Origin of the sequence: Anaerosolibacter carboniphilus (assembly GCF_014205875.1) — a bacterium.
GTDB classification, from domain to species: Bacteria; Bacillota; Clostridia; order Peptostreptococcales; family Thermotaleaceae; genus Anaerosolibacter; species Anaerosolibacter carboniphilus.
In genome coordinates this window covers 1-18,570 of record NZ_JACHEN010000032.1, presented here as the reverse complement: position 1 = coordinate 18,570, position 18,570 = coordinate 1, and the positions used below count along the sequence as shown (strand labels likewise).

Annotated in this window: 19 protein-coding genes, 1 rRNA gene and 1 riboswitch; of the genes, 17 read left to right on the top strand and 3 right to left on the bottom strand. The window is 37.5% G+C overall.

The annotated features are described in order from the left end of the window. Positions 1–30 precede the first annotated feature (30 nt). Positions 31–444 carry an ATP-binding protein gene (locus HNQ80_RS20435; protein ID WP_184312549.1) on the top strand — a complete coding sequence of 138 codons (414 nt, stop codon included), beginning with the start codon at positions 31–33 and terminating at the stop codon, positions 442–444. Further along, the gene (locus tag HNQ80_RS20430) at positions 444–1,241 is read left to right on the top strand and encodes a SigB/SigF/SigG family RNA polymerase sigma factor (RefSeq protein ID WP_184312548.1); all 798 of its coding nucleotides are present in this window, start codon (positions 444–446) and stop codon (positions 1,239–1,241) included. The genes HNQ80_RS20435 and HNQ80_RS20430 overlap by 1 nt, the downstream gene beginning before the upstream one ends. Positions 1,242–1,331: 90 nt before the next feature. Here the strand turns inward: HNQ80_RS20430 and trpS are convergent, their stop codons facing one another. Then, a complete protein-coding gene (gene trpS, locus HNQ80_RS20425; protein WP_184312547.1) occupies positions 1,332–2,315 on the bottom strand; it encodes a tryptophan--tRNA ligase in 984 nt (327 codons plus the stop codon). 308 nt (positions 2,316–2,623) lie between these two features. On the opposite strand from trpS, the gene HNQ80_RS20420 reads away from it, so the two are divergent. The 9 genes from HNQ80_RS20420 (at position 2,624) to HNQ80_RS20380 (ending at position 10,422) form a co-directional block, all read left to right on the top strand. Next, complete coding sequence (locus HNQ80_RS20420; RefSeq protein ID WP_184312546.1) at positions 2,624–3,808, top strand: ABC transporter substrate-binding protein; 1,185 nt, start codon at positions 2,624–2,626, stop codon at positions 3,806–3,808. Positions 3,809–3,951: 143 nt separating this feature from the next. Further along, positions 3,952–4,848 carry a branched-chain amino acid ABC transporter permease gene (locus tag HNQ80_RS20415; protein ID WP_184312545.1) on the top strand — a complete coding sequence of 299 codons (897 nt, stop codon included), beginning with the start codon at positions 3,952–3,954 and terminating at the stop codon, positions 4,846–4,848. A gap of 9 nt (positions 4,849–4,857) precedes the next feature. Beyond that, positions 4,858–5,913, top strand: coding sequence for a branched-chain amino acid ABC transporter permease (locus HNQ80_RS20410; protein WP_184312544.1), 1,056 nt, complete (start codon positions 4,858–4,860; stop codon positions 5,911–5,913). After that, positions 5,910–6,683 (top strand): ABC transporter ATP-binding protein, encoded by a 774-nt coding sequence (locus HNQ80_RS20405; protein ID WP_184312543.1) that lies wholly within the window; start codon positions 5,910–5,912, stop codon positions 6,681–6,683. The genes HNQ80_RS20410 and HNQ80_RS20405 overlap by 4 nt, the downstream gene beginning before the upstream one ends. Then, on the top strand, positions 6,684–7,394 hold the full coding sequence (locus HNQ80_RS20400) for an ABC transporter ATP-binding protein (protein WP_184312542.1): 711 nt from the start codon (positions 6,684–6,686) through the stop codon (positions 7,392–7,394). Positions 7,395–7,623: 229 nt separating this feature from the next. Then, on the top strand, positions 7,624–7,809 hold the full coding sequence (locus HNQ80_RS20395; protein WP_184312541.1) for a hypothetical protein: 186 nt from the start codon (positions 7,624–7,626) through the stop codon (positions 7,807–7,809). A gap of 293 nt (positions 7,810–8,102) precedes the next feature. Beyond that, a complete protein-coding gene (locus HNQ80_RS20390) occupies positions 8,103–8,291 on the top strand; it encodes a hypothetical protein (RefSeq protein WP_184312540.1) in 189 nt (62 codons plus the stop codon). Between the two features lie 56 nt (positions 8,292–8,347). After that, positions 8,348–9,343: a polyprenyl synthetase family protein gene (locus HNQ80_RS20385; RefSeq protein WP_184312539.1), complete on the top strand. Its 996-nt coding sequence runs from the start codon at positions 8,348–8,350 to the stop codon at positions 9,341–9,343. 149 nt (positions 9,344–9,492) lie between these two features. Next, positions 9,493–9,578, top strand: a riboswitch (cyclic di-GMP riboswitch). A gap of 268 nt (positions 9,579–9,846) precedes the next feature. Next, on the top strand, positions 9,847–10,422 hold the full coding sequence (locus tag HNQ80_RS20380; RefSeq protein WP_184312538.1) for an HD-GYP domain-containing protein: 576 nt from the start codon (positions 9,847–9,849) through the stop codon (positions 10,420–10,422). Between the two features lie 13 nt (positions 10,423–10,435). Here HNQ80_RS20380 and HNQ80_RS20375 read toward each other — a convergent pair whose 3' ends face one another. Continuing rightward, positions 10,436–11,509, bottom strand: a complete 1,074-nt coding sequence (locus tag HNQ80_RS20375; RefSeq protein ID WP_184312537.1) for a tetraprenyl-beta-curcumene synthase family protein — start codon at positions 11,507–11,509, stop codon at positions 10,436–10,438. 102 nt (positions 11,510–11,611) lie between these two features. Here HNQ80_RS20375 and HNQ80_RS20370 point away from each other — a divergent pair, with 102 nt between their 5' ends. The 3 genes from HNQ80_RS20370 (at position 11,612) to nifJ (ending at position 16,531) form a co-directional block, all read left to right on the top strand. Next, on the top strand, positions 11,612–12,181 hold the full coding sequence (locus HNQ80_RS20370; RefSeq protein ID WP_243183455.1) for a uracil-DNA glycosylase: 570 nt from the start codon (positions 11,612–11,614) through the stop codon (positions 12,179–12,181). A 55-nt stretch (positions 12,182–12,236) separates the two neighbouring features. Continuing rightward, positions 12,237–12,812, top strand: a complete 576-nt coding sequence (locus HNQ80_RS20365; RefSeq protein WP_243183453.1) for a uracil-DNA glycosylase — start codon at positions 12,237–12,239, stop codon at positions 12,810–12,812. Between the two features lie 188 nt (positions 12,813–13,000). Continuing rightward, the gene (gene nifJ, locus HNQ80_RS20360; RefSeq protein ID WP_184312535.1) at positions 13,001–16,531 is read left to right on the top strand and encodes a pyruvate:ferredoxin (flavodoxin) oxidoreductase; all 3,531 of its coding nucleotides are present in this window, start codon (positions 13,001–13,003) and stop codon (positions 16,529–16,531) included. Between the two features lie 48 nt (positions 16,532–16,579). Here the strand turns inward: nifJ and HNQ80_RS20355 are convergent, their stop codons facing one another. After that, on the bottom strand, positions 16,580–16,747 hold the full coding sequence (locus HNQ80_RS20355) for a CDIF630_02480 family spore surface protein (protein WP_184312534.1): 168 nt from the start codon (positions 16,745–16,747) through the stop codon (positions 16,580–16,582). 197 nt (positions 16,748–16,944) lie between these two features. Here HNQ80_RS20355 and HNQ80_RS20350 point away from each other — a divergent pair, with 197 nt between their 5' ends. From HNQ80_RS20350 to HNQ80_RS20340, 3 genes are all read left to right on the top strand, one after another. Beyond that, positions 16,945–17,520: a CD3073 family putative ECF transporter S component gene (locus tag HNQ80_RS20350; RefSeq protein WP_184312533.1), complete on the top strand. Its 576-nt coding sequence runs from the start codon at positions 16,945–16,947 to the stop codon at positions 17,518–17,520. Then, positions 17,513–18,004, top strand: coding sequence for a CD3072 family TudS-related putative desulfidase (locus HNQ80_RS20345; protein WP_184312532.1), 492 nt, complete (start codon positions 17,513–17,515; stop codon positions 18,002–18,004). Before HNQ80_RS20350 ends, HNQ80_RS20345 begins: the two co-directional genes overlap by 8 nt. 399 nt (positions 18,005–18,403) lie before the next feature. Then, positions 18,404–18,570, top strand: a 16S ribosomal RNA gene (locus HNQ80_RS20340); the annotation flags it as partial.

Genomic DNA, 18,570 nt, shown 5'->3' with positions numbered 1-18,570 from the left:
AATATAATGATAGAGAAGGTGGAAAATCAAATGACTGATAGCTTGTCCATATCTGTACCTAGCAAGCCAGAATATGTAAGTGTCGTGCGATTGACAGCATCCGCAGTAGCGAGCAGAATGGGTTTCAATGTAGAAGAGTTAGAGGACATTAAAGTTGCCGTAGCCGAGGCATGTACCAACGCCATTAAACATGGTATTTGTAAAGAAGAAGCAAACTTTGATGTTAAGTTTCTTCTAGATCAGGAAAAGATTAGTATCCATGTTATTGACCATGGCAGTGGATTTAGCTGTAATCAGCTGGAAGAGCCAGATCTAACAAGTCCAAAAGAAGGAGGGTTAGGAATCTTTATCATCAAATCTCTGATGGACGAAGTAGATGTAATCTCAGATGTGGGAGAAGGGACAACCATTAAGATGACTAAGTATTTAGGGGAGGATATTTAATGAAAAATGTTGCCTGTGCTGCGATGAATGAAGGTGCAGATTCCCCGAAAAAAGCTACTGAAAAAGAACTATTTAAACAATATGCAGAGACAAAAAATAAAGATATTAGAAATGAACTTGTAAATAGATATTTATATATTGCTGAAATTCTATCGAAAAAATATGTAAATAAAGGAATAGAATATGAAGATATCTTTCAAGTTGCTTCTCTAGGTCTTATTTATGCTATAGAAAGATTTGACTTAAGTAGGGGATTCGAATTTTCAAGTTTTGCTACACCTACCATCATAGGTGAGATAAAAAAATATTTTAGAGATAAAGGGTGGTCTATTCGTGTACCACGAAGAATCCAAGAATTATCTAAAAAGGTAAATGCTGCGCGGATTGCATTAAATCAAACCCTTCAAAGAACTCCTAGGATTGAAGATATTGCTGAATATTTGGAGTGCACAGAAGAACAGGTATTAGAAGCTATGGAAGCCAGTCAGGTTTATACGCCAAAATCTCTAGATTTAAGTTACGACAGCAATGGGGATGATAAGGATTTACAGCTTATGGATCTCGTGGGAGAGGACGATAAGCATTTTGATGTCATTGAGAATAGGGATTTTATTCAGAAATGTATGGATAAACTAAATGAGGTAGAAATAAAAATCATTAGGGATCGATTCTTTTATAATAAGACTCAAATACAGGTGGCTGATGAAATTGGTGTGTCTCAGATGACCATTTCAAGGATGGAAAAAAAGGCTATCGAAAAGTTTAGGAAAGAATTGAAGCGAGTTAGAGAAATATGAAAAAACTACAGATTCTATAGTGTTTTTTCTTTTTTGAATTTATAGATAAAAAAATAGCATGTTGCTTAAAGCAACATGCTATTTTTTTATCTATAGCAGAACAAAACCCATTTTTTCCTTTACCCGTCTTAATGTAATATTTGCCACCTGTTCTGCTTTTTCAGCACCTTCTTTCAATATATTTCTGATTTCATCAGAATTTCGAATTTCATGATAACGCTGCTGAATCGATGAAAGGGAGGCAGTAACGACCTCTACCAAGTCTTTTTTTAGAGCGCCATAGCCAAGACCTTCATATTTTTGTTCCAACTCGGAAATAGACATGCCGGAAAACTCACTATAAATGGTTAAAAGGTTACTAACCCCTGCTTTGTTTTCTAGATCAAATCGTATCTGGCCTTCTGAGTCGGTAGTTGCCTTCATGATAGCCTTCTTCAATTGTTCTGGCGAATCCATCAGCGTAATCCTGCTTAATGGATTTTCAGCACTTTTACTCATTTTTTTGCTTGGATCATCTAGTGCCATGATTCTGGCACCGGATTTTTTAATCTGAGGCTCAGGTATCACAAAGGTTTCTCCAAAACGATTATTGAAACGAATGGCAATATCTCTGCATAGCTCAATGTGTTGTTTTTGATCATTTCCTACTGGAACAATGTGAGTATCATATAGAAGTATATCTGCAGCCATTAAATTTGGGTAAGTAAATAGTCCTACAGATACGGACTCACTTCCTTTGCTCTTGTCCTTGAATTGGGTCATTCTATTGAGCTCTCCCATATAGGAATTGCATTGTAGAAGCCAGCCAAGTTCTGCATGGGCTGGTACATGGGATTGAACAAAAATTGTAGATTTTTTAGGATCAATACCGATGGCCAAATAAAGGGACGCCACATCTAATGTATGGGAATAAATGCTCTTAGGATCTTGTGGTAAGGTAACAGAATGAAGATCCACCACACAAAAGAAGCAATCCATTTCTTCCTGCAAATCAACAAATTGTTTCATGGCCCCTAGATAATTACCAATATGTATATTTCCAGTAGGTTGAACACCGGAAAAAACTCTTTTCATGAATAAACACCCCCAATAATAATAGTTTTACAATATAATATAACCAAATCCGACAAAAAACAAGGCATCCTTAGATTAAAGGATATATATATTCTATTCTATAAAACAGTATGTTCACAAGGCAAAATATAATAAAGGAAAAAAACTGTTGATATGATGCATGAATAGAAATTTGGCAAAGGAATGGAAGGGGAATTATGTTGACAAAAATGTTACAAAAACTTAAAATATAGTTAATATGTTCAAATAATTTTAAAAAGGAGGAAAAATAAAAAAATTGAGTAAATTAAGGGGGATGCATAAAGCCTATGAAAGGAAGAACGGCTTTATTTTTATTGATATGCATTATTCTATTATCCCTTGGTGTTAGAGGTATTATTGGATCGACGGAAGAAAGGTTAGGACAGGATTTAGATATAGAAAAAAAGCGTTCTGAGGTAATCAAAATAGGTGTTTTTGAACCTCTTACCGGAGGCGCTGCTTCAGGGGGACAGATGACCTTAGAAGGTATTCAATTGGCTCAACAGCTATATCCTGAGGTTTTGGGAAAGAAGGTTGAATTGGTTATTGAAGATAATAAGAGTGATAAGTCAGTGGCTGCCAAAGCTGTAACAAAGCTTGTCCATGAGGAGAATGTGAACGCCCTCATTGGCAGCTATGGAAGTTCATTGTCCATCGCAGCGGGGGAAGTTGTTAAAAAGGTGAAAATACCTACGGTGGGATGTTCACCTACAAATCCTCAAGTGACATACAACAATCCCTATTATTTTCGTGTGTGCTTCATGGATCCTTTTCAGGGGACGGTCATGGCCAATTATGCTGCAAGGGAATTAGGTGCACAGAAAGCCATTATTGTACAGGATACAACCCAGGAATACTCTTTGGGATTAAGCCAATATTTTATGGAATCATTTAAGGAATTGACTGGAAATGAAAAAAGCATTATTTCGGTAGTACCCTACGTTTCTGGTGAAAGTGATTTTGAAGAACAGTTAGAAAGCATTAAAGATGTAGAAGCAGACGTGATTTTTGTACCGGGAAACTATATGGAATCAGCCATGTTCATCAAACAAGCTAGGCAGTTTGGTATTAAAATACCTATCATTGGGGGAGATACTTGGGAGACTTATAACTTTATGGAAATAGGCGGACCTGAAGTTGAAGGCGCTACCTTCAGCACCCATTTTACGGCTGAGACACCGATTACAGAGATGTCAAATCAATTTATAGAAGCCTATCAAAAACAGTATGGTAAGGCTCCTAATGCCTTTGGTGCCTTAGGATTTGACGCCTATATGGTGTTAATCAATGCCATAGAAAGAGCAAACTCAGTGAATCCTGAAAAGATTAAGGCTGCACTGGCAGAGACAGTTCATTTTAAAGGAGCTACAGGCAGTATTACCTTGGATTCCGATGGAAATACAAGAAAAAGTGCTGTCATTAAAAAAATTGAAAATGGCCGCTTTAAGTATGTAACATTTATAAATGAGTAGCCCAGTGGACTTCCATGATCATGGAAGTCCCGTTGTTTCAATATATAAATCGATGGAATAGGATGATTGCATAATCTTTAAGTGTTAGGATGGATGACGGGAAAACGCTTAAGGTAGATAAAAAAATATGGGGGGATAGGAAGATGACTTTTCAAGCATTTATGCAGCATTTAACCAATGGTATGTCTTTGGGAAGTTTATATGCTCTGATTGCCATAGGCTATACAATGGTTTATGGGATTCTAAGGTTAATAAATTTTGCCCATGGAGATATTTTTATGATCGCTACCTATGTGGCTTTTTATGCAGTGATATTATTAGGCATGCAGCTATGGTGGATCGCTTTTCCAGTAGCAATTATTTTTACATATTTCTTTGGTAGGTTGGTAGAGAAAGCAGCGTATCGGCCATTAAGAAATTCGCCAAGGATTTCTGTTTTGATTTCTGCCATAGGGGTTTCTTTTTTAATAGAGAACTTGGCTATTGTTGTTTTCGGTGGCAGACCTAAAGCGTTTCCTATTCCACCGATGTTCAATAAAGTATTCAACATCAGTGGTGTGTCTGTGGTTAGTATTAACTTTTTTATACCTACCATTACCATCGTACTATTGATTGGTCTGGTTTATTTTATAAATAACACAAAAACAGGTATGGCCATGAGGGCTGTTTCTAAGGACTACGAAGCCTCTAGATTGATGGCTATAGATGTAGATAAAATTATATCTCTAACCTTCGGTATTGGTTCTGTTTTGGCCGCAGTAGGTGGCATCATGTGGGGGCTAAAATTTCCAAAGCTTGAGCCTCTTATGGGACTTATGCCAGGATTAAAATGTTTTATTGCTGCTGTAGTAGGAGGTATTGGAGATATACGAGGTGCTGTGCTGGGTGGCTTTATCTTAGGATTAGGAGAAATTATGCTGGTGGCTTTGCTTCCTGAACTCACTGGGTATCGAGATGCTTTTGCCTTTGTACTTTTGATTGTCATTCTGTTGATTAAGCCTACTGGTTTAATGGGACAGAAGTTGTCAGAGAAAGTGTAGGTGATGGCGATGAAAAAACAAAAAATATTATTAAATATCGGAGCGATCCTTGGTTTTATCATCTTACTTTTTATACTCAATAAAACCTTCGATCCCTACCAGAAGAAAATACTAAATCTATGTGGTATTTATGTAGTACTAGGATTGAGTATGAATCTAATTAATGGGTTTACGGGATTGTTTTCTCTAGGTCATGCAGGGTTTATGGCTGTAGGTGCCTATACAGCTGGACTTTTGACCATGCCCCCTGCTATGAAAGAAATGAATTTTTTCATGAAACCCATCGTTCCTTTTCTAGCAAAGGTGGAATGGCCTTTTCTGCCAGCATTACTTATGGCAGGGGTTGTAACAGCTCTTGTGGGATTTTTAATTGGTAGTCCAGTGCTAAAGTTGAAAGATGACTATCTGGCCATTGCTACATTAGGATTTAGTGAAATTATTCGCGTTGTCTTTGTAAATATACAAAGTGTGACCAACGGGGCATTAGGATTAAAGGGTTTGCCTACCCATACCAATGTTTGGTGGAGTTGGGGTACTGCCATAGTGACTATTCTATTTATGGTGTTTTTGATTAAGAGCAGCTACGGAAGAGCATTCAAAGCCATTCGTGAAGATGAGATTGCAGCAGAAGCCATGGGAATTAGTCTATTTAAGCATAAGGTAATGTCCTTTATCATGGGAGCTTTCTTTGCTGGTGTTGGAGGGGCACTCTTGGGAAATCTATTGGGAACCATTGATCCCAATATGTTCCGATTTGTATTGACCTTCAATATATTATTGATTGTTGTGCTAGGTGGTATTGGTAGTATTACAGGAACCACAATTTCAGCGGTCGTTGTTACTGTGGCCATGGAGGTACTGCGTGTATTAGATGAAAACATTAATTTAGGATTTGTACAGATTAAAGGAATACCAGGAATGCGTATGGTAATTTTCTCTCTTCTTTTAATGATTGTAATTTTATTCTATCAGCAGGGGTTGATGGGAACCAATGAATTTTCTTGGGATTGGTTTTCCAAGATCAAAGGCTTTAAAAAGACTCCAAAAAAGGAAGTGAGACAATGAGTATTTTAAAAGTAGACAATATCACCATGCGATTTGGCGGTCTGGTAGCAGTATCCCAATTTGATATGACCTTAAATGAAGGAGAAATCGTAGGATTAATTGGGCCAAATGGTGCTGGAAAGACGACAGCATTTAATATGATTACAGGGGTATATAAGCCTACAGAAGGAAGCGTGTTTTTTCAGGATGATAAGAGTGCAGTGGATATCACCAAATATAGGCCAGATGAAATCACAAAGCTGGGAGTGGCAAGAACCTTTCAGAATATAAGATTATTTAAGGAGTTATCCGTATTGGATAATGTACTTATTGCAAATCATCTTCGATTAAAATCTGATGTGTTTTCTGCCATGTTGACGCTTCCTAATTACAGAAAAGAAGAAAAAGCAATGTATGAAAAATCTATCCATTTATTAGAAGAGGTAGGTTTACAAGATCTAATGCATGAAAAATCAACATCTTTACCCTATGGAAAGCAAAGGAGATTGGAAATTGCCAGAGCTTTGGCTACAAATCCAAAGGTGTTACTATTGGATGAACCTGCGGCGGGGATGAATCCAAAGGAATCTTTAGAACTGATGGATTTTATTGCAGATATACGAGATCGGTTTAAGTTGACAATCTTTATGATTGAGCATCATATGCAGGTGGTTATGGGGATCTGTGAAAGAATTTTTGTATTGGATCATGGTGTAACCATTGCACAGGGAACCCCCAGTGAAATTCAGAACAATGAAAAGGTTATTGAAGCATATTTGGGGGTGGATTAGATGTTGCATATTCAAAATCTAAATGTTCATTATGGAGGTATTCATGCCCTTCGAGGGATTAATATTGATATACCGGACAACAAAATTATCACATTGATTGGTGCCAATGGGGCTGGAAAAAGTACAACTTTACGGAGTATTATGGGGATTACAAAACCGTCCCAAGGGTCTATTCGGCATCAAGGTGAAGAATTGACAAAGTATAAGACCAAGGATATCGTAGAAAAAGGCATTGTACTGGTACCCGAAGGTAGAAGGGTTTTTGCCAACCTTACGGTGGAGGAAAATCTTATTTTAGGTGCATATTGTAGATCTGATAAGGATGAAATTAAGAAGGATATGGAATGGGTTTACGAACTATTCCCACGATTAAAGGAACGATTGTGGCAGAAGGCAGGAACTATGTCTGGTGGTGAGCAGCAAATGTTAGCTGTGGGACGTGGTCTCATGACAAAGCCAAAGCTATTGATGATGGATGAGCCTTCTTTGGGATTGGCACCTTTGTTGGTAAAAGAAATTTTTAATATCATTAAAGAAATCCATCGCCAAGGTATGACGATTTTATTGATAGAACAAAATGCCAAGGCAGCTCTGGAGGTTGCGGATTATGGTTATGTATTGGAAACCGGAACCATCGTGCTGGAAGGACCAGGTAAAGAACTATTGACAAACGAAGAAGTGAAAAATGCCTACCTTGGAGAGGCAAAATAAATTTTGGAACTGGAGGGAGACCTCTGGTTCTTATTTTTTAGTGATTTATGAAGTGTAGAAGATTGTCTATTTCCTGGGAAATAAGTAGAAAAACAATACAGACATAAAACACCATAAATCTACGAAGATGTTGATATATCAAGGAATTTGTCTATAAAAACTTAAAGGAAACCCTTTGTGAGTAGCGAAAATATTATATTACAGATAAACAAAAGAGGGTGGATGGGAAATGGAAAAGGCGGGTTTAAAGCTACGACATTGGAGTGAGGAAACAACTACTGGTCATCATTATGTAAGCAGGGTAGATAGTTATATTATTAGAATGAGGGATCGGGAAGAAATTGAGAGAAAGTATGAAGAAAAGAGAAAAAGCCGAAATGTGTTTTATCGTATTTTAAAGAATTTGAATATTTAGGTTTGATGATGATTTGAAATATACAAGAACTCCTAATGGTTAACGCCAAAGGAGTTCTTTTTTTTTATCTCATTTAAAGTTGGATACCATAATAAGATGAGGCATATTTGTAGATAAATGCGACATAACAATAACGGTTGGACAGGGTCGTCCAACCCTACAAAACCATAAAAAATCATGTTTTGTGTAGGGAACGATGCCCTCTGTTCCGAAAAAGATAGGGATTCAAAACCACGAAACGACAGAGAGTGCCGATCCCTACGAGATACTGTACACATTGGTAGGGGGGATTCATGAATCGCCCACAGACCTTAGATACCACTCCAACTATCATTGCTGCCCGTAATCGGAACGCCCTTTGTGGCGTTCCGATTACGGGCAGCAATGATTCAGAACGGTTGACTACGATATGTCGCATATTTTATTTATTGCGAAGGAAATATTTACTTTTTTACACTCATAACTCCTTATCAGGGGTTTAGTAGCATCATATAAAGACAATAATGAATAATACATGCATGATTAAGGAGGAAATAACTTGAGCAGCGTTACTGGAAAAGAACGAATAAAAGATAAAAAATTTGATTTTTATAACATTCAAGGTTTAGATCAAGTGGAGGAAGTTTTGTATAATACAGTCTCAGCTAATGGAGGGCAAACCCAAAAAATTTGCTTTGATCTTATTGGGGCAGGAGGGAAAAGACTTCGTCCTTTATTGGTATTAAATACTGCCCAATGCTTTGGTACATTAAATGAAAAAGTAATTAAGACTGCAGCTGCCTTTGAATTAATACATATGGCTTCTTTGGTACATGATGATATTATCGATGAATCAAATATAAGACGAAATAAACCCTCTTTGAATGCAGAAAAAGGAAATCTTACATCTGTCTTGGTGGGAGATTATCTCTTTGCGAAGGCATTTGAAATTTTAGCCGCGAATCAGCTGATTCCTTCTATGAATCTAGTAGTGGAAGCCATTACAGAGATGTGTGATGGAGAAATTGTTCAGGCAGACAATCGGTTTAACTTCAACCAGTCTGTAGAGGATTATTACGAAAGAATCTATAAAAAGACTGGGGCACTCATCGCAGCTTGTTGTCAGGCTGGAGCCATTGCAGGAGGGGCAACAGATAAAGAAATAGATGCGTTAAAAATTTATGGTACTCATATTGGTTATGCTTTTCAGATTATTGATGATATATTGGATTTCACAGGGGATCCAGTAATTTTAGGTAAACCCGTGGGTAGTGATTTAAAAGAAGGAAATATAACATTGCCTGTGTTAAAGCTCATGATGCAGGAGGAATACAAAAGAGGTTTAGAAAGAATTTTTGAAAAGTATGGTTTTACTGAAGATGCCTATAAAGAGATTTTAAGGCTTTTACAGGATAGTTATGCCTTGGAGGAAGCTCATAAGGATGCAGTGAATTCTGTAAGAATAGCCAAAGAAGCGCTGAAGAACATAAAAGATTCAAATAGTAGGTATAATCTCAGTGAAATTGCAGAAAAAATTCTTATTCGTAAAAAATAATTTTTTTATTATTTACATTATTTTTGAAAATATAAAGATGTGTAATGAAAAAAAATGAATAAATTTACCTACAGATGTTGACAAAATTTTACACCATTGGTAAAATAACTATAGATGAGAATTATTTGCAGTCTTAATGAAAAGAAAACACATGATAAAGGCAAACTTATCGAAAGATAAGGACGCAAAGCTATGGGTCTAAGGTTGACGAAACGATGATTGCCAAGCTGCCATTTGAAATAGTAAGAGAATACTCCTGCTATAGAGGCCTTTATCGATCTATAAGCAGGTTTTTTTCATGCTATAAAAAAGTATAATTTTTTATAGCATGAAAAAACAGGGATGCAGGGGAAGCGTTCCAATGTCCCAGGAAGAGAGGTGCCCAGGCTGCTTTGCAGCCGTCGAAGGGGAGAGAGTCCTCTGGCGAAGCATACAAAGTATGCATTTCTATTGTTTACAAAAGAAGAATTTAATTATCTGAGTTGGGGACTGGGGTGTGTGGTATGGATGAGGAAAAATCTCTTTCGTTGGCCAAAGGTGTTTTGCAAGCACTGACGGCAGTAATTAACATAAAGGATCATTATACCTTTGAACATTGTAATGAAGTTGGAAGACTATGTGAGGCATTCTCTTCCTATATGGGTCTTGGTCATCAGCAGGTAATCCAGATGGAAATGGCAGGACACGTTCATGATGTGGGAAAGATATTTATTGAAGAGAGTATTCTGCTAAAACCTGGTTCTTTATCGGATATGGAGTACAAAGTGATAAAAGAACATAGTAAAATAGGAAGTGACCTCATTAGCCAAGTTGAAGGATTAGGATTCTTATCTGATATAATCCTCCATCATCATGAAAGATGGGACGGTAAGGGATATCCTTATTGTCTACAAGGTGAAGACATCCCTTTTGAATCCAGAATCTTATCTGTTTGTGACTGCTATCATGCCCTGATTTCTGATAGACCTTATCGAAAGGCACTATCTAGACAAGATATTCGTGATATTTTTAGAGTAGAAAAGGGAAAACAATTTGATCCCTATTTAGTAGATGAATTTTTAGTGTTTATTGATAAATAAAATTATTTGTTTTCTAGATGATATTTTTGTTTCTGAGCTGCTTGCAAATATTATATAAAATAGAAGTAGAATAAGGAGCATATTTTAGAATTTCACGATGAATCAAGGCTTCCTCGCCATGAAATGTCTTGGGGTCTGAAAAATACATGGCAAGAAGACCTTCGATAACTGTTAGGTGAAAGGTTGGGTTTTTAAGAGACAGAACTTTGTCTAAGGACTGTTGTAAAAACCACTGCAATCTTTCTTTTTTTATGTCAATATCCTGATAATAGGATACAAAATTTAAATCTCCAGTAGAAAGATCTTCCCTTTGATCAATAAAATAATCTAGTAAGATATGGAGTCCACAGACCCAGGGGAAATATGCATCCATTACAGCTTGAACTTCTAGCTTTGTAAGATTTTCATCAGAAGCCAATGCACATAAAAGAAAGATGCCCAAGGTAGAACCTGCGGCTGCAGAAAACTCCCATGTGGATAGACCGGGAAAGGAAGACAGGTAGTGTTGTGCCCAGGCATTCAGGGCATTCTCTCGACGCATAGAAGAAATATGTTTATAGCTCTGCATTTCACCATATAATTTGCCTAAACTCATAACTTCCTGTTGTACCAAAGAATATTTAGGAAGATGGATAATGTAACTTTTGCAAGAAGCTACAAGTTGGTGTAAGTATCCACCGTCATTCCTATAGGGATAATTGGCATAGTAGTCAGAAAATGTGTCAGAAGGATCTAGTGCATCGGTGATGGCCCTATGGAGCTGTAAGAAGGCAGTATGATCCTCTAAACCTACTCGGTCACAAAGATTGTCCAAGTAATCGCTAATGGTTTGAAGGGCTACAATAAATTTAATCAACGAAGGGTTTACCTGTTTTGTATATAAGCTATAAATAGCACCACCCTGGGCATGAAAGGCCTTTTTTTCTATGCTGGCAAGGGCCTGTTGGGAAAGAACTGTATCTATGCCATCAGAGGCTGCTTTTTTCCAAATATTCAGTTCCTGATCAACTAGGGGAAATACATCTTTAACAAATTTGTAAATGATTCTTGTTTGATACAATGACTTATAAAGAGGATTGTATTTCATGGAGTCACTCCTTTTTCTATGTATTTTGGACGTATAAGAAGGAGTTCATTCCTTTTTCTCTAAATATATAAATAAGAAGTCAAAGGAATTGGAGAGATGGAAATGTATACTTTGGAGGAATTAAGGGGAATTGTAATGGGGTGCCATCTATGTCCATTGCATCAGGATAGAAAAAATACAGTTTTTGGTCAGGGAAATCCTGAGGCAGAAATTTTGTTCATCGGTGAGGGACCGGGGCAAGTCGAGGATGATACTGGACTAGCATTTGTAGGGCCAGCAGGACAACTCTTAACCAAGGCTATCGAAGGAATAGGACTTACTCGGGAAGATGTATATATAGGAAATATTGTAAAATGCAGGCCACCCCACAATCGAAACCCTATCAAAGAAGAAATGGAAGCTTGTATCCCTTACCTAAAATGGCAGGTAAAGCTAATTAGGCCCAAAATCATCATATGCTTAGGATCTATCGCAGCAACGAACATCATCGATCCTAGTTTTAAAATAACAAAACAACGTGGAACTTGGTATGAGCGGAAGAACATATGGATTATGGCAACTTATCATCCTTCAGCGGTGCTTCGAGATTCGGTTAAAAAAAGACCTTTCTGGGAAGACTTTAAAATGATTCGTAAAAAGTATGATGAATTGATTGAAGATAAGAGCTTATAAGATGTAGGAAATGATGTCTTCGTCGTTTCATGAGAAATACGTAGAGGTGATATTTTTGAAAAAAGAGAAACTAGAGAGTTTAGAAATACAATGTAGAAAAGAAAGCACTGATCCTATCGTTTTTGGAGAAGGCAATAGCGAAGCAAAGCTTGTTTTAGTGGGAGAGGCACCAGGAGCTAAAGAGATCGAACTGGGGAGGCCTTTCGTAGGGCAGGCAGGGAAAAATTTAGATGAGTTTTTACAGATTCTAGAATTAAATAGGGAGGATATCTATATTACCAATGTGGTAAAAATTCGACCTTACAAGATAAATGAGAAGACAGGAAGAAAATCTAACCGCCCTCCAAGTAAAGATGAAGTTGAAAAGTATGAAAAATATATGATGGAAGAGATCCGCGCCATTCAGCCCAAGGTGGTGGTAACCCTGGGAAATGTACCCTTAAAGGCTGTATTAAAGGATCAAAAAGTTACTATTGGAGGGGTACATGGAGAACCCATAAAAAAAGAAGGCTATTATATCTTCCCTTTATATCATCCTGCATCTATTATTTATCGTCAGGAGTTAAAAAAGACATATATAGAGGATTTGCACAAACTAAAGGAATTTATCATGAGGTATCCATTCAATTAGAGAAGTGGAGGCAGTGAACGAAATAGCTGCCTCCACTTCTCTAGTTTATGTTACTGCATATTGGAAAATTTTGAACTTCCCATGTATGATAATGGGGAAATTTCAAATAATATACTTTAGGATATAAGACAATTACACCATATGGAAATGAAAGCACCATTTTACATGAACGAAAGGGAGGAAGATTGATGGCAAGAAAAATGAAAACTATGGATGGTAACGAGGCTGCCGCATACGTATCCTATGCATTTACGGAAGTGGCTGCCATCTACCCCATAACGCCTTCTTCATCGATGGCAGAAGGTGTAGATGAGTGGGCAGCTCATGGGAAGAAAAACTTATTTGGACAGCCTGTTCGGGTGGTGGAAATGCAATCGGAGGCAGGAGCAGCTGGTGCAGTACACGGTTCCTTACAGGCTGGCGCATTAACTACTACCTATACAGCATCCCAAGGTTTGCTACTGATGATTCCTAATATGTATAAAATGGCTGGAGAATTGCTGCCAGCAGTATTTCATGTGAGTGCTCGCGCCATAGCAGCCCACGCCTTATCCATATTTGGAGATCATCAGGATGTAATGGCTACAAGACAGACCGGGTTTGCTCTCTTGGCTTCCAGTAGTGTTCAAGAAGTCATGGATTTAGGGTCTGTAGCTCATCTAGCTGCCATTAAGGGAAGGGTACCATTCCTACATTTCTTTGATGGGTTTAGGACTTCCCATGAATATCAAAAAATCGAAGTGTTGGATTATGATGAACTAGGTGCATTGTTAGATCATGATGCTGTAAGAGCATTTAGAGAAAGATCTCTTAATCCTGAGCATCCTGTTACGAGAGGGACAGCACAAAATCCAGATATTTACTTCCAGGGCAGAGAATCGGCCAATCGATTCTTTGATAATGTGCCAGATATTGTCATGGATTATATGTATGATATCACCAAGTTGACAGGAAGGGAATATAAGCCTTTTAAATATTATGGCGCAGAGGACGCTGAGCATGTGATTGTGGCTATGGGCTCTGTATGTGATACCATTGAGGAAACCATAGACTATTTAATGAGTCAGGGTGAAAAAGTAGGGTTGATCAAAGTACACCTATATCGACCTTTCTCGGCAAAATACTTCTTTAATGTACTTCCCTTAAGTGTGAAAAAGATTGCTGTATTAGATCGAACAAAGGAACCAGGTGCAGTAGGGGAGCCATTATATGAAGATGTACGCAGTCTATTCTATGATCGAGAAGAAAATCAACCTGTGATTGTAGGAGGAAGATATGGCCTTGGATCAAAAGATACGAGACCTTCTCAAATCATTGCTGTGTATAACAATTTAAAACAAGATAATCCTCAAAATGGTTTTACAATCGGTATCGTAGATGATATCACCCATACATCCTTAAAGGAAGAAGATATTGTTGATACAACTCCTGAAGGAACCATTCAATGTAAATTCTGGGGATTAGGTTCCGATGGAACAGTAGGGGCGAATAAGACTGCTATCAAGATTATTGGAGATAAAACAAACTTATATGCCCAAGGATATTTTTCTTATGATAGTAAAAAATCTGGTGGTTCAACGATCTCCCATTTGAGGTTTGGAAAGAAGCCCATTCGATCGCCTTATTTAATCTATAATGCTGATTTTATTGCATGCCATAACAAGTCCTACGTAAATCATTTTGATTTATTAAAGGGAATTAAGAAAAACGGTATCTTTATTTTAAATTGTCCATGGACACCAGAGGAGCTGGATGAAAAGTTACCAGCATCGTTAAAGAGAACCATTGCAAAGAAAAATATTGAATTTTATGTGATTGATGCTATGAAGGTCGCCACAGAAATTGGTTTAGGCAATCGAATCAACATGATCATGCAAGCGGCTTTCTTTAAACTGGCAAAGGTAATTCCTATAGAGGACGCAATAAATTATTTGAAGGATGCTATTGAAAATGTTTATGGTAAAAAAGGTGAAAAAATTGTGGAGATGAACCTAAAAGCTGTAGACAAAGGCGTAAACGGCCTAACCAAAGTGAATGTACCAAGCCACTGGGCTGATGCCAAGGATGAAGAGTTACCAATAAAGAATGAACCTGATTTTGTTAAAAATATTCAACGACCTATGGCGAGACATGAAGGAGATGAGCTGCCTGTCAGTGCTTTTAAAGGAATGGAGGATGGAACATTCCCAATGGGTACAACATCCTATGAGAAACGTGGTATTGCAGCGATGATTCCTCAATGGCAGACAGAAAAATGTATCCAATGTAACCAATGTGCTTACATATGCCCCCATGCAGTTGTACGCCCATTTCTACTGGATGAGGGAGAGCAGAAAGCAGCACCCGAAACCTTTGAGACAAAGAAAGCAATTGGTAAAGGCGTAGAAGGATTAGCATATCGGATTCAAATCAGTCCATTAGATTGTACAGGATGTGGCAATTGTGCGGATGTCTGTCCTGCACCAGGAAAAGCACTGGTGATGGTAGATGCAGAAGAGGAAATTGTAAGACAGGGAGAAAACTGGGAATACGCCATGAGGGTTACCGATAAGGATCATCTAGTAGATAAAGGAACCGTAAAAAATAGTCAATTTGCACGACCATTATTAGAGTTCTCAGGAGCCTGTGCAGGTTGTGGTGAAACGGCCTATGTAAAACTTCTAACTCAATTATATGGTGATAGAATGATGATTGCCAATGCCACAGGCTGTTCATCCATATGGGGAGCTAGTGCACCATCAATGTCCTATTCCACAGATGCCAATGGAAAAGGACCTTCATGGGCAAACTCGTTATTTGAAGATAATGCAGAGTTTGGATTTGGAATGGCTTTAGGTGTAAAACAGATTCGAGAAAAACTAGGAAATCTAATGAGAGAAGGTCTCCAATCGAACATTGATGAAGAATGTAAATCAGCCTTCAAAGAATGGCTTGACAACATGGAGGATGGCGAAGGTTCAAAAAAGGCCTCTCAAAAACTATTAGAAGTATTGAATAAGCATAATCATCAGAACGATCCTATTGTAAAAGAAATTTTGGAGAAGAAAGATTATCTGATTAAGAAATCTGTTTGGATTGTTGGTGGGGACGGATGGGCCTATGATATTGGTTACGGTGGTTTAGACCATGTCATTGCTGCAGGTGAAGATATAAATATCCTCGTTATGGACACTGAAATCTATTCCAATACTGGCGGGCAGTCTTCTAAATCTACACCAACGGCTGCCGTTGCAAAATTTGCGGCTGGAGGGAAGAGAATTCGTAAGAAGGATTTAGGCATGATGGCCATGAGCTATGGATATGTTTATGTAGCTCAGATTTCTATGGGAGCCAACATGAATCACACCATTAAGGCGATTATGGAGGCAGAAGCATATAAAGGACCATCTATTATTGTTTGCTATGCCCCTTGTGTAAGCCATGGTATTAAGACTGGTATGGGAACCAGCGTTGCCCAGGAGAAGCGAGCGGTAGAAGCAGGCTATTGGCACTTGTATCGCTTTGATCCAAGATTGAAAGAGCATGGAAAAAATCCGTTTATCATGGACTCTAAAGAGCCAACGGCGCCATTTAGGAACTTCATAGAGAGCGAAATTCGCTACACACAAATTATGAATGTATTCCCTGACATCGCAGATGAATTGTTCAATCAAGCAGAAAAGCATGCCAAGGAAAGATATCAAAACTATAGACGTTTTGCAGATATGAAATATGAATAAAAATAGGGAAGATCCTAGGTTCGGATCTTCCCTATTTTTTAGAAATATTTATTTTTGGTTGGTATCTACCCATTCCTTTGCATTTTTTACTTGTGTTTCATTGGGAATAGGCACTCTAGAAACAGGTTGAAGCTCTTCAATATTTGCCCAGGCAGCAGTATTATGTTCTTCTACTGGCCTAGCCATATGTTTTTCCTTGGTTCTATTTTTAGCCATAAAATTCACCTCTTGCTATTATTATTTTCAGAAGAAATAATTCTATGATAGAAAAAGTGGGTTGCAACAAAATGGAAATTCATTTTTATGTATTATAACAATCTATAGAAAAGAAAATTTGTATAGAAAAAATTAATTTTATTATTGTATTCAAAATGGATATAATGATTTTGAAAAATTTTACAGGAGGAATTACTATGAAAAATTCAGTTTTCTCATCAACAAATGCGATGATTATGACATCTTTAGGCGTTGTAATCAACTTGGTATTGGGAACAGTTGTACAAACATTAAATATCCCTTTTGTTTTTCTTGATACCATAGGAACAATTTTTGTAGCTTCTATCTTTGGCCCATTGGCAGGCGCTGTGGCAGGTGGATTATCCAATGTAATTCAAGGAATGATTACAAATCCTATCACGATTCCATTTGCCTTTGTAAATATTATGGTAGGCTTGGTTGTAGGCTTTATTGCGAAAAGATGGAAATTTGATATTAAAACTGCTGTGATTACAGGATTGATACTGTCTGTGGTAGCACCACTTATTGGAACGCCCATTGCAGTATGGCTATTTGATGGATTAACAGGTAATGGAACAGACTTTCTTTTCATTTGGCTTGTAAACAGTGGGCAGAAGATTTTTCAAGCAGCCTTTATACAGAGAATTACTGAAAATCTTATTGATAAGATCGCAAGTTGTATTCTGGTATCTTTAATCATTACAAAACTACCAAAAGATGTTTTGAAAGGGCAGTTAACAAAAAATGCTTAGAAAAAAGAAGATTATTCTAGCAACCCACTGTATATTAAATCAAAATGCAGTCATTAGAGATTGGGAAAGAGCAGAAGGTGCTTTTAATTCAATTGTAAGGATTCTCTTAGACTATAATGTTGGAATTATACAATTACCTTGCCCAGAGTTTACTTATCTAGGAGAGGGTCGGCCTCCCAAAACAAAGGAGGAATATGATAAGGAAAGCTATCATCTCCACTGCAAACAACTATCTATCCCCATAGTAAAGGAATTAGGAGAATACATAAAAAAAGATTATCATATTTTAGGCTTAATCGGCATACAGGGGAGCCCTTCCTGTGATATTCTGGGGAAGAGAGGTATATTCATTGAGGAACTTTTGGAACTACTCCAGAGAGAAAATATAGATTTAAAAGCTTTCGAAATTCCAGAATCCTATATAGAAGGACAATCAGATCAAGTAGTAGATGATTTTAAACAATTTATAAATAAAGCGTACTAAAGATTGTTCTGGTGCGCTTATTTTTATGATGACGAGTATAAAATCCTTCTTTATATAGATATATAAATTTAGAAATTGGATAAATTTAGAACTTAAAAGATATTGACCTAGACACATAAACATGCTATATTATTCTTCCGCCCCATTTTAGGGGTGAGAGTTAGACGGTAGGAAAAATTACCAGTTGATTTGATGTAAGAAACATGGTAAGATAGATTTTGTCGTCGCGAGAAACAAGCTATAAAAATTACCATAAAAAAACTTGTTGACACGAAACGACAGATATGATAATCTATATAAGTCGCTGATGACAAGCGACACAAACTTTGGTCTTTGAAAACTACACAGTGTAAGAATTAAGCCAGCATATAATGGTTAGAAATAACCACCCAGAAATTTTTTATAGAGAGTTTGATCCTGGCTCAGGATGAACGCTGGCGGCGTGCCTAACACATGCAAGTCGAGCGGAGTTGATGATTAGCTTGCTATGATTCAGCTTAGCGGCGGACGGGTGAGTAACGCGTGGGTAACCTGCCCTATACAGGGGGATAACACACCGAAAGGTG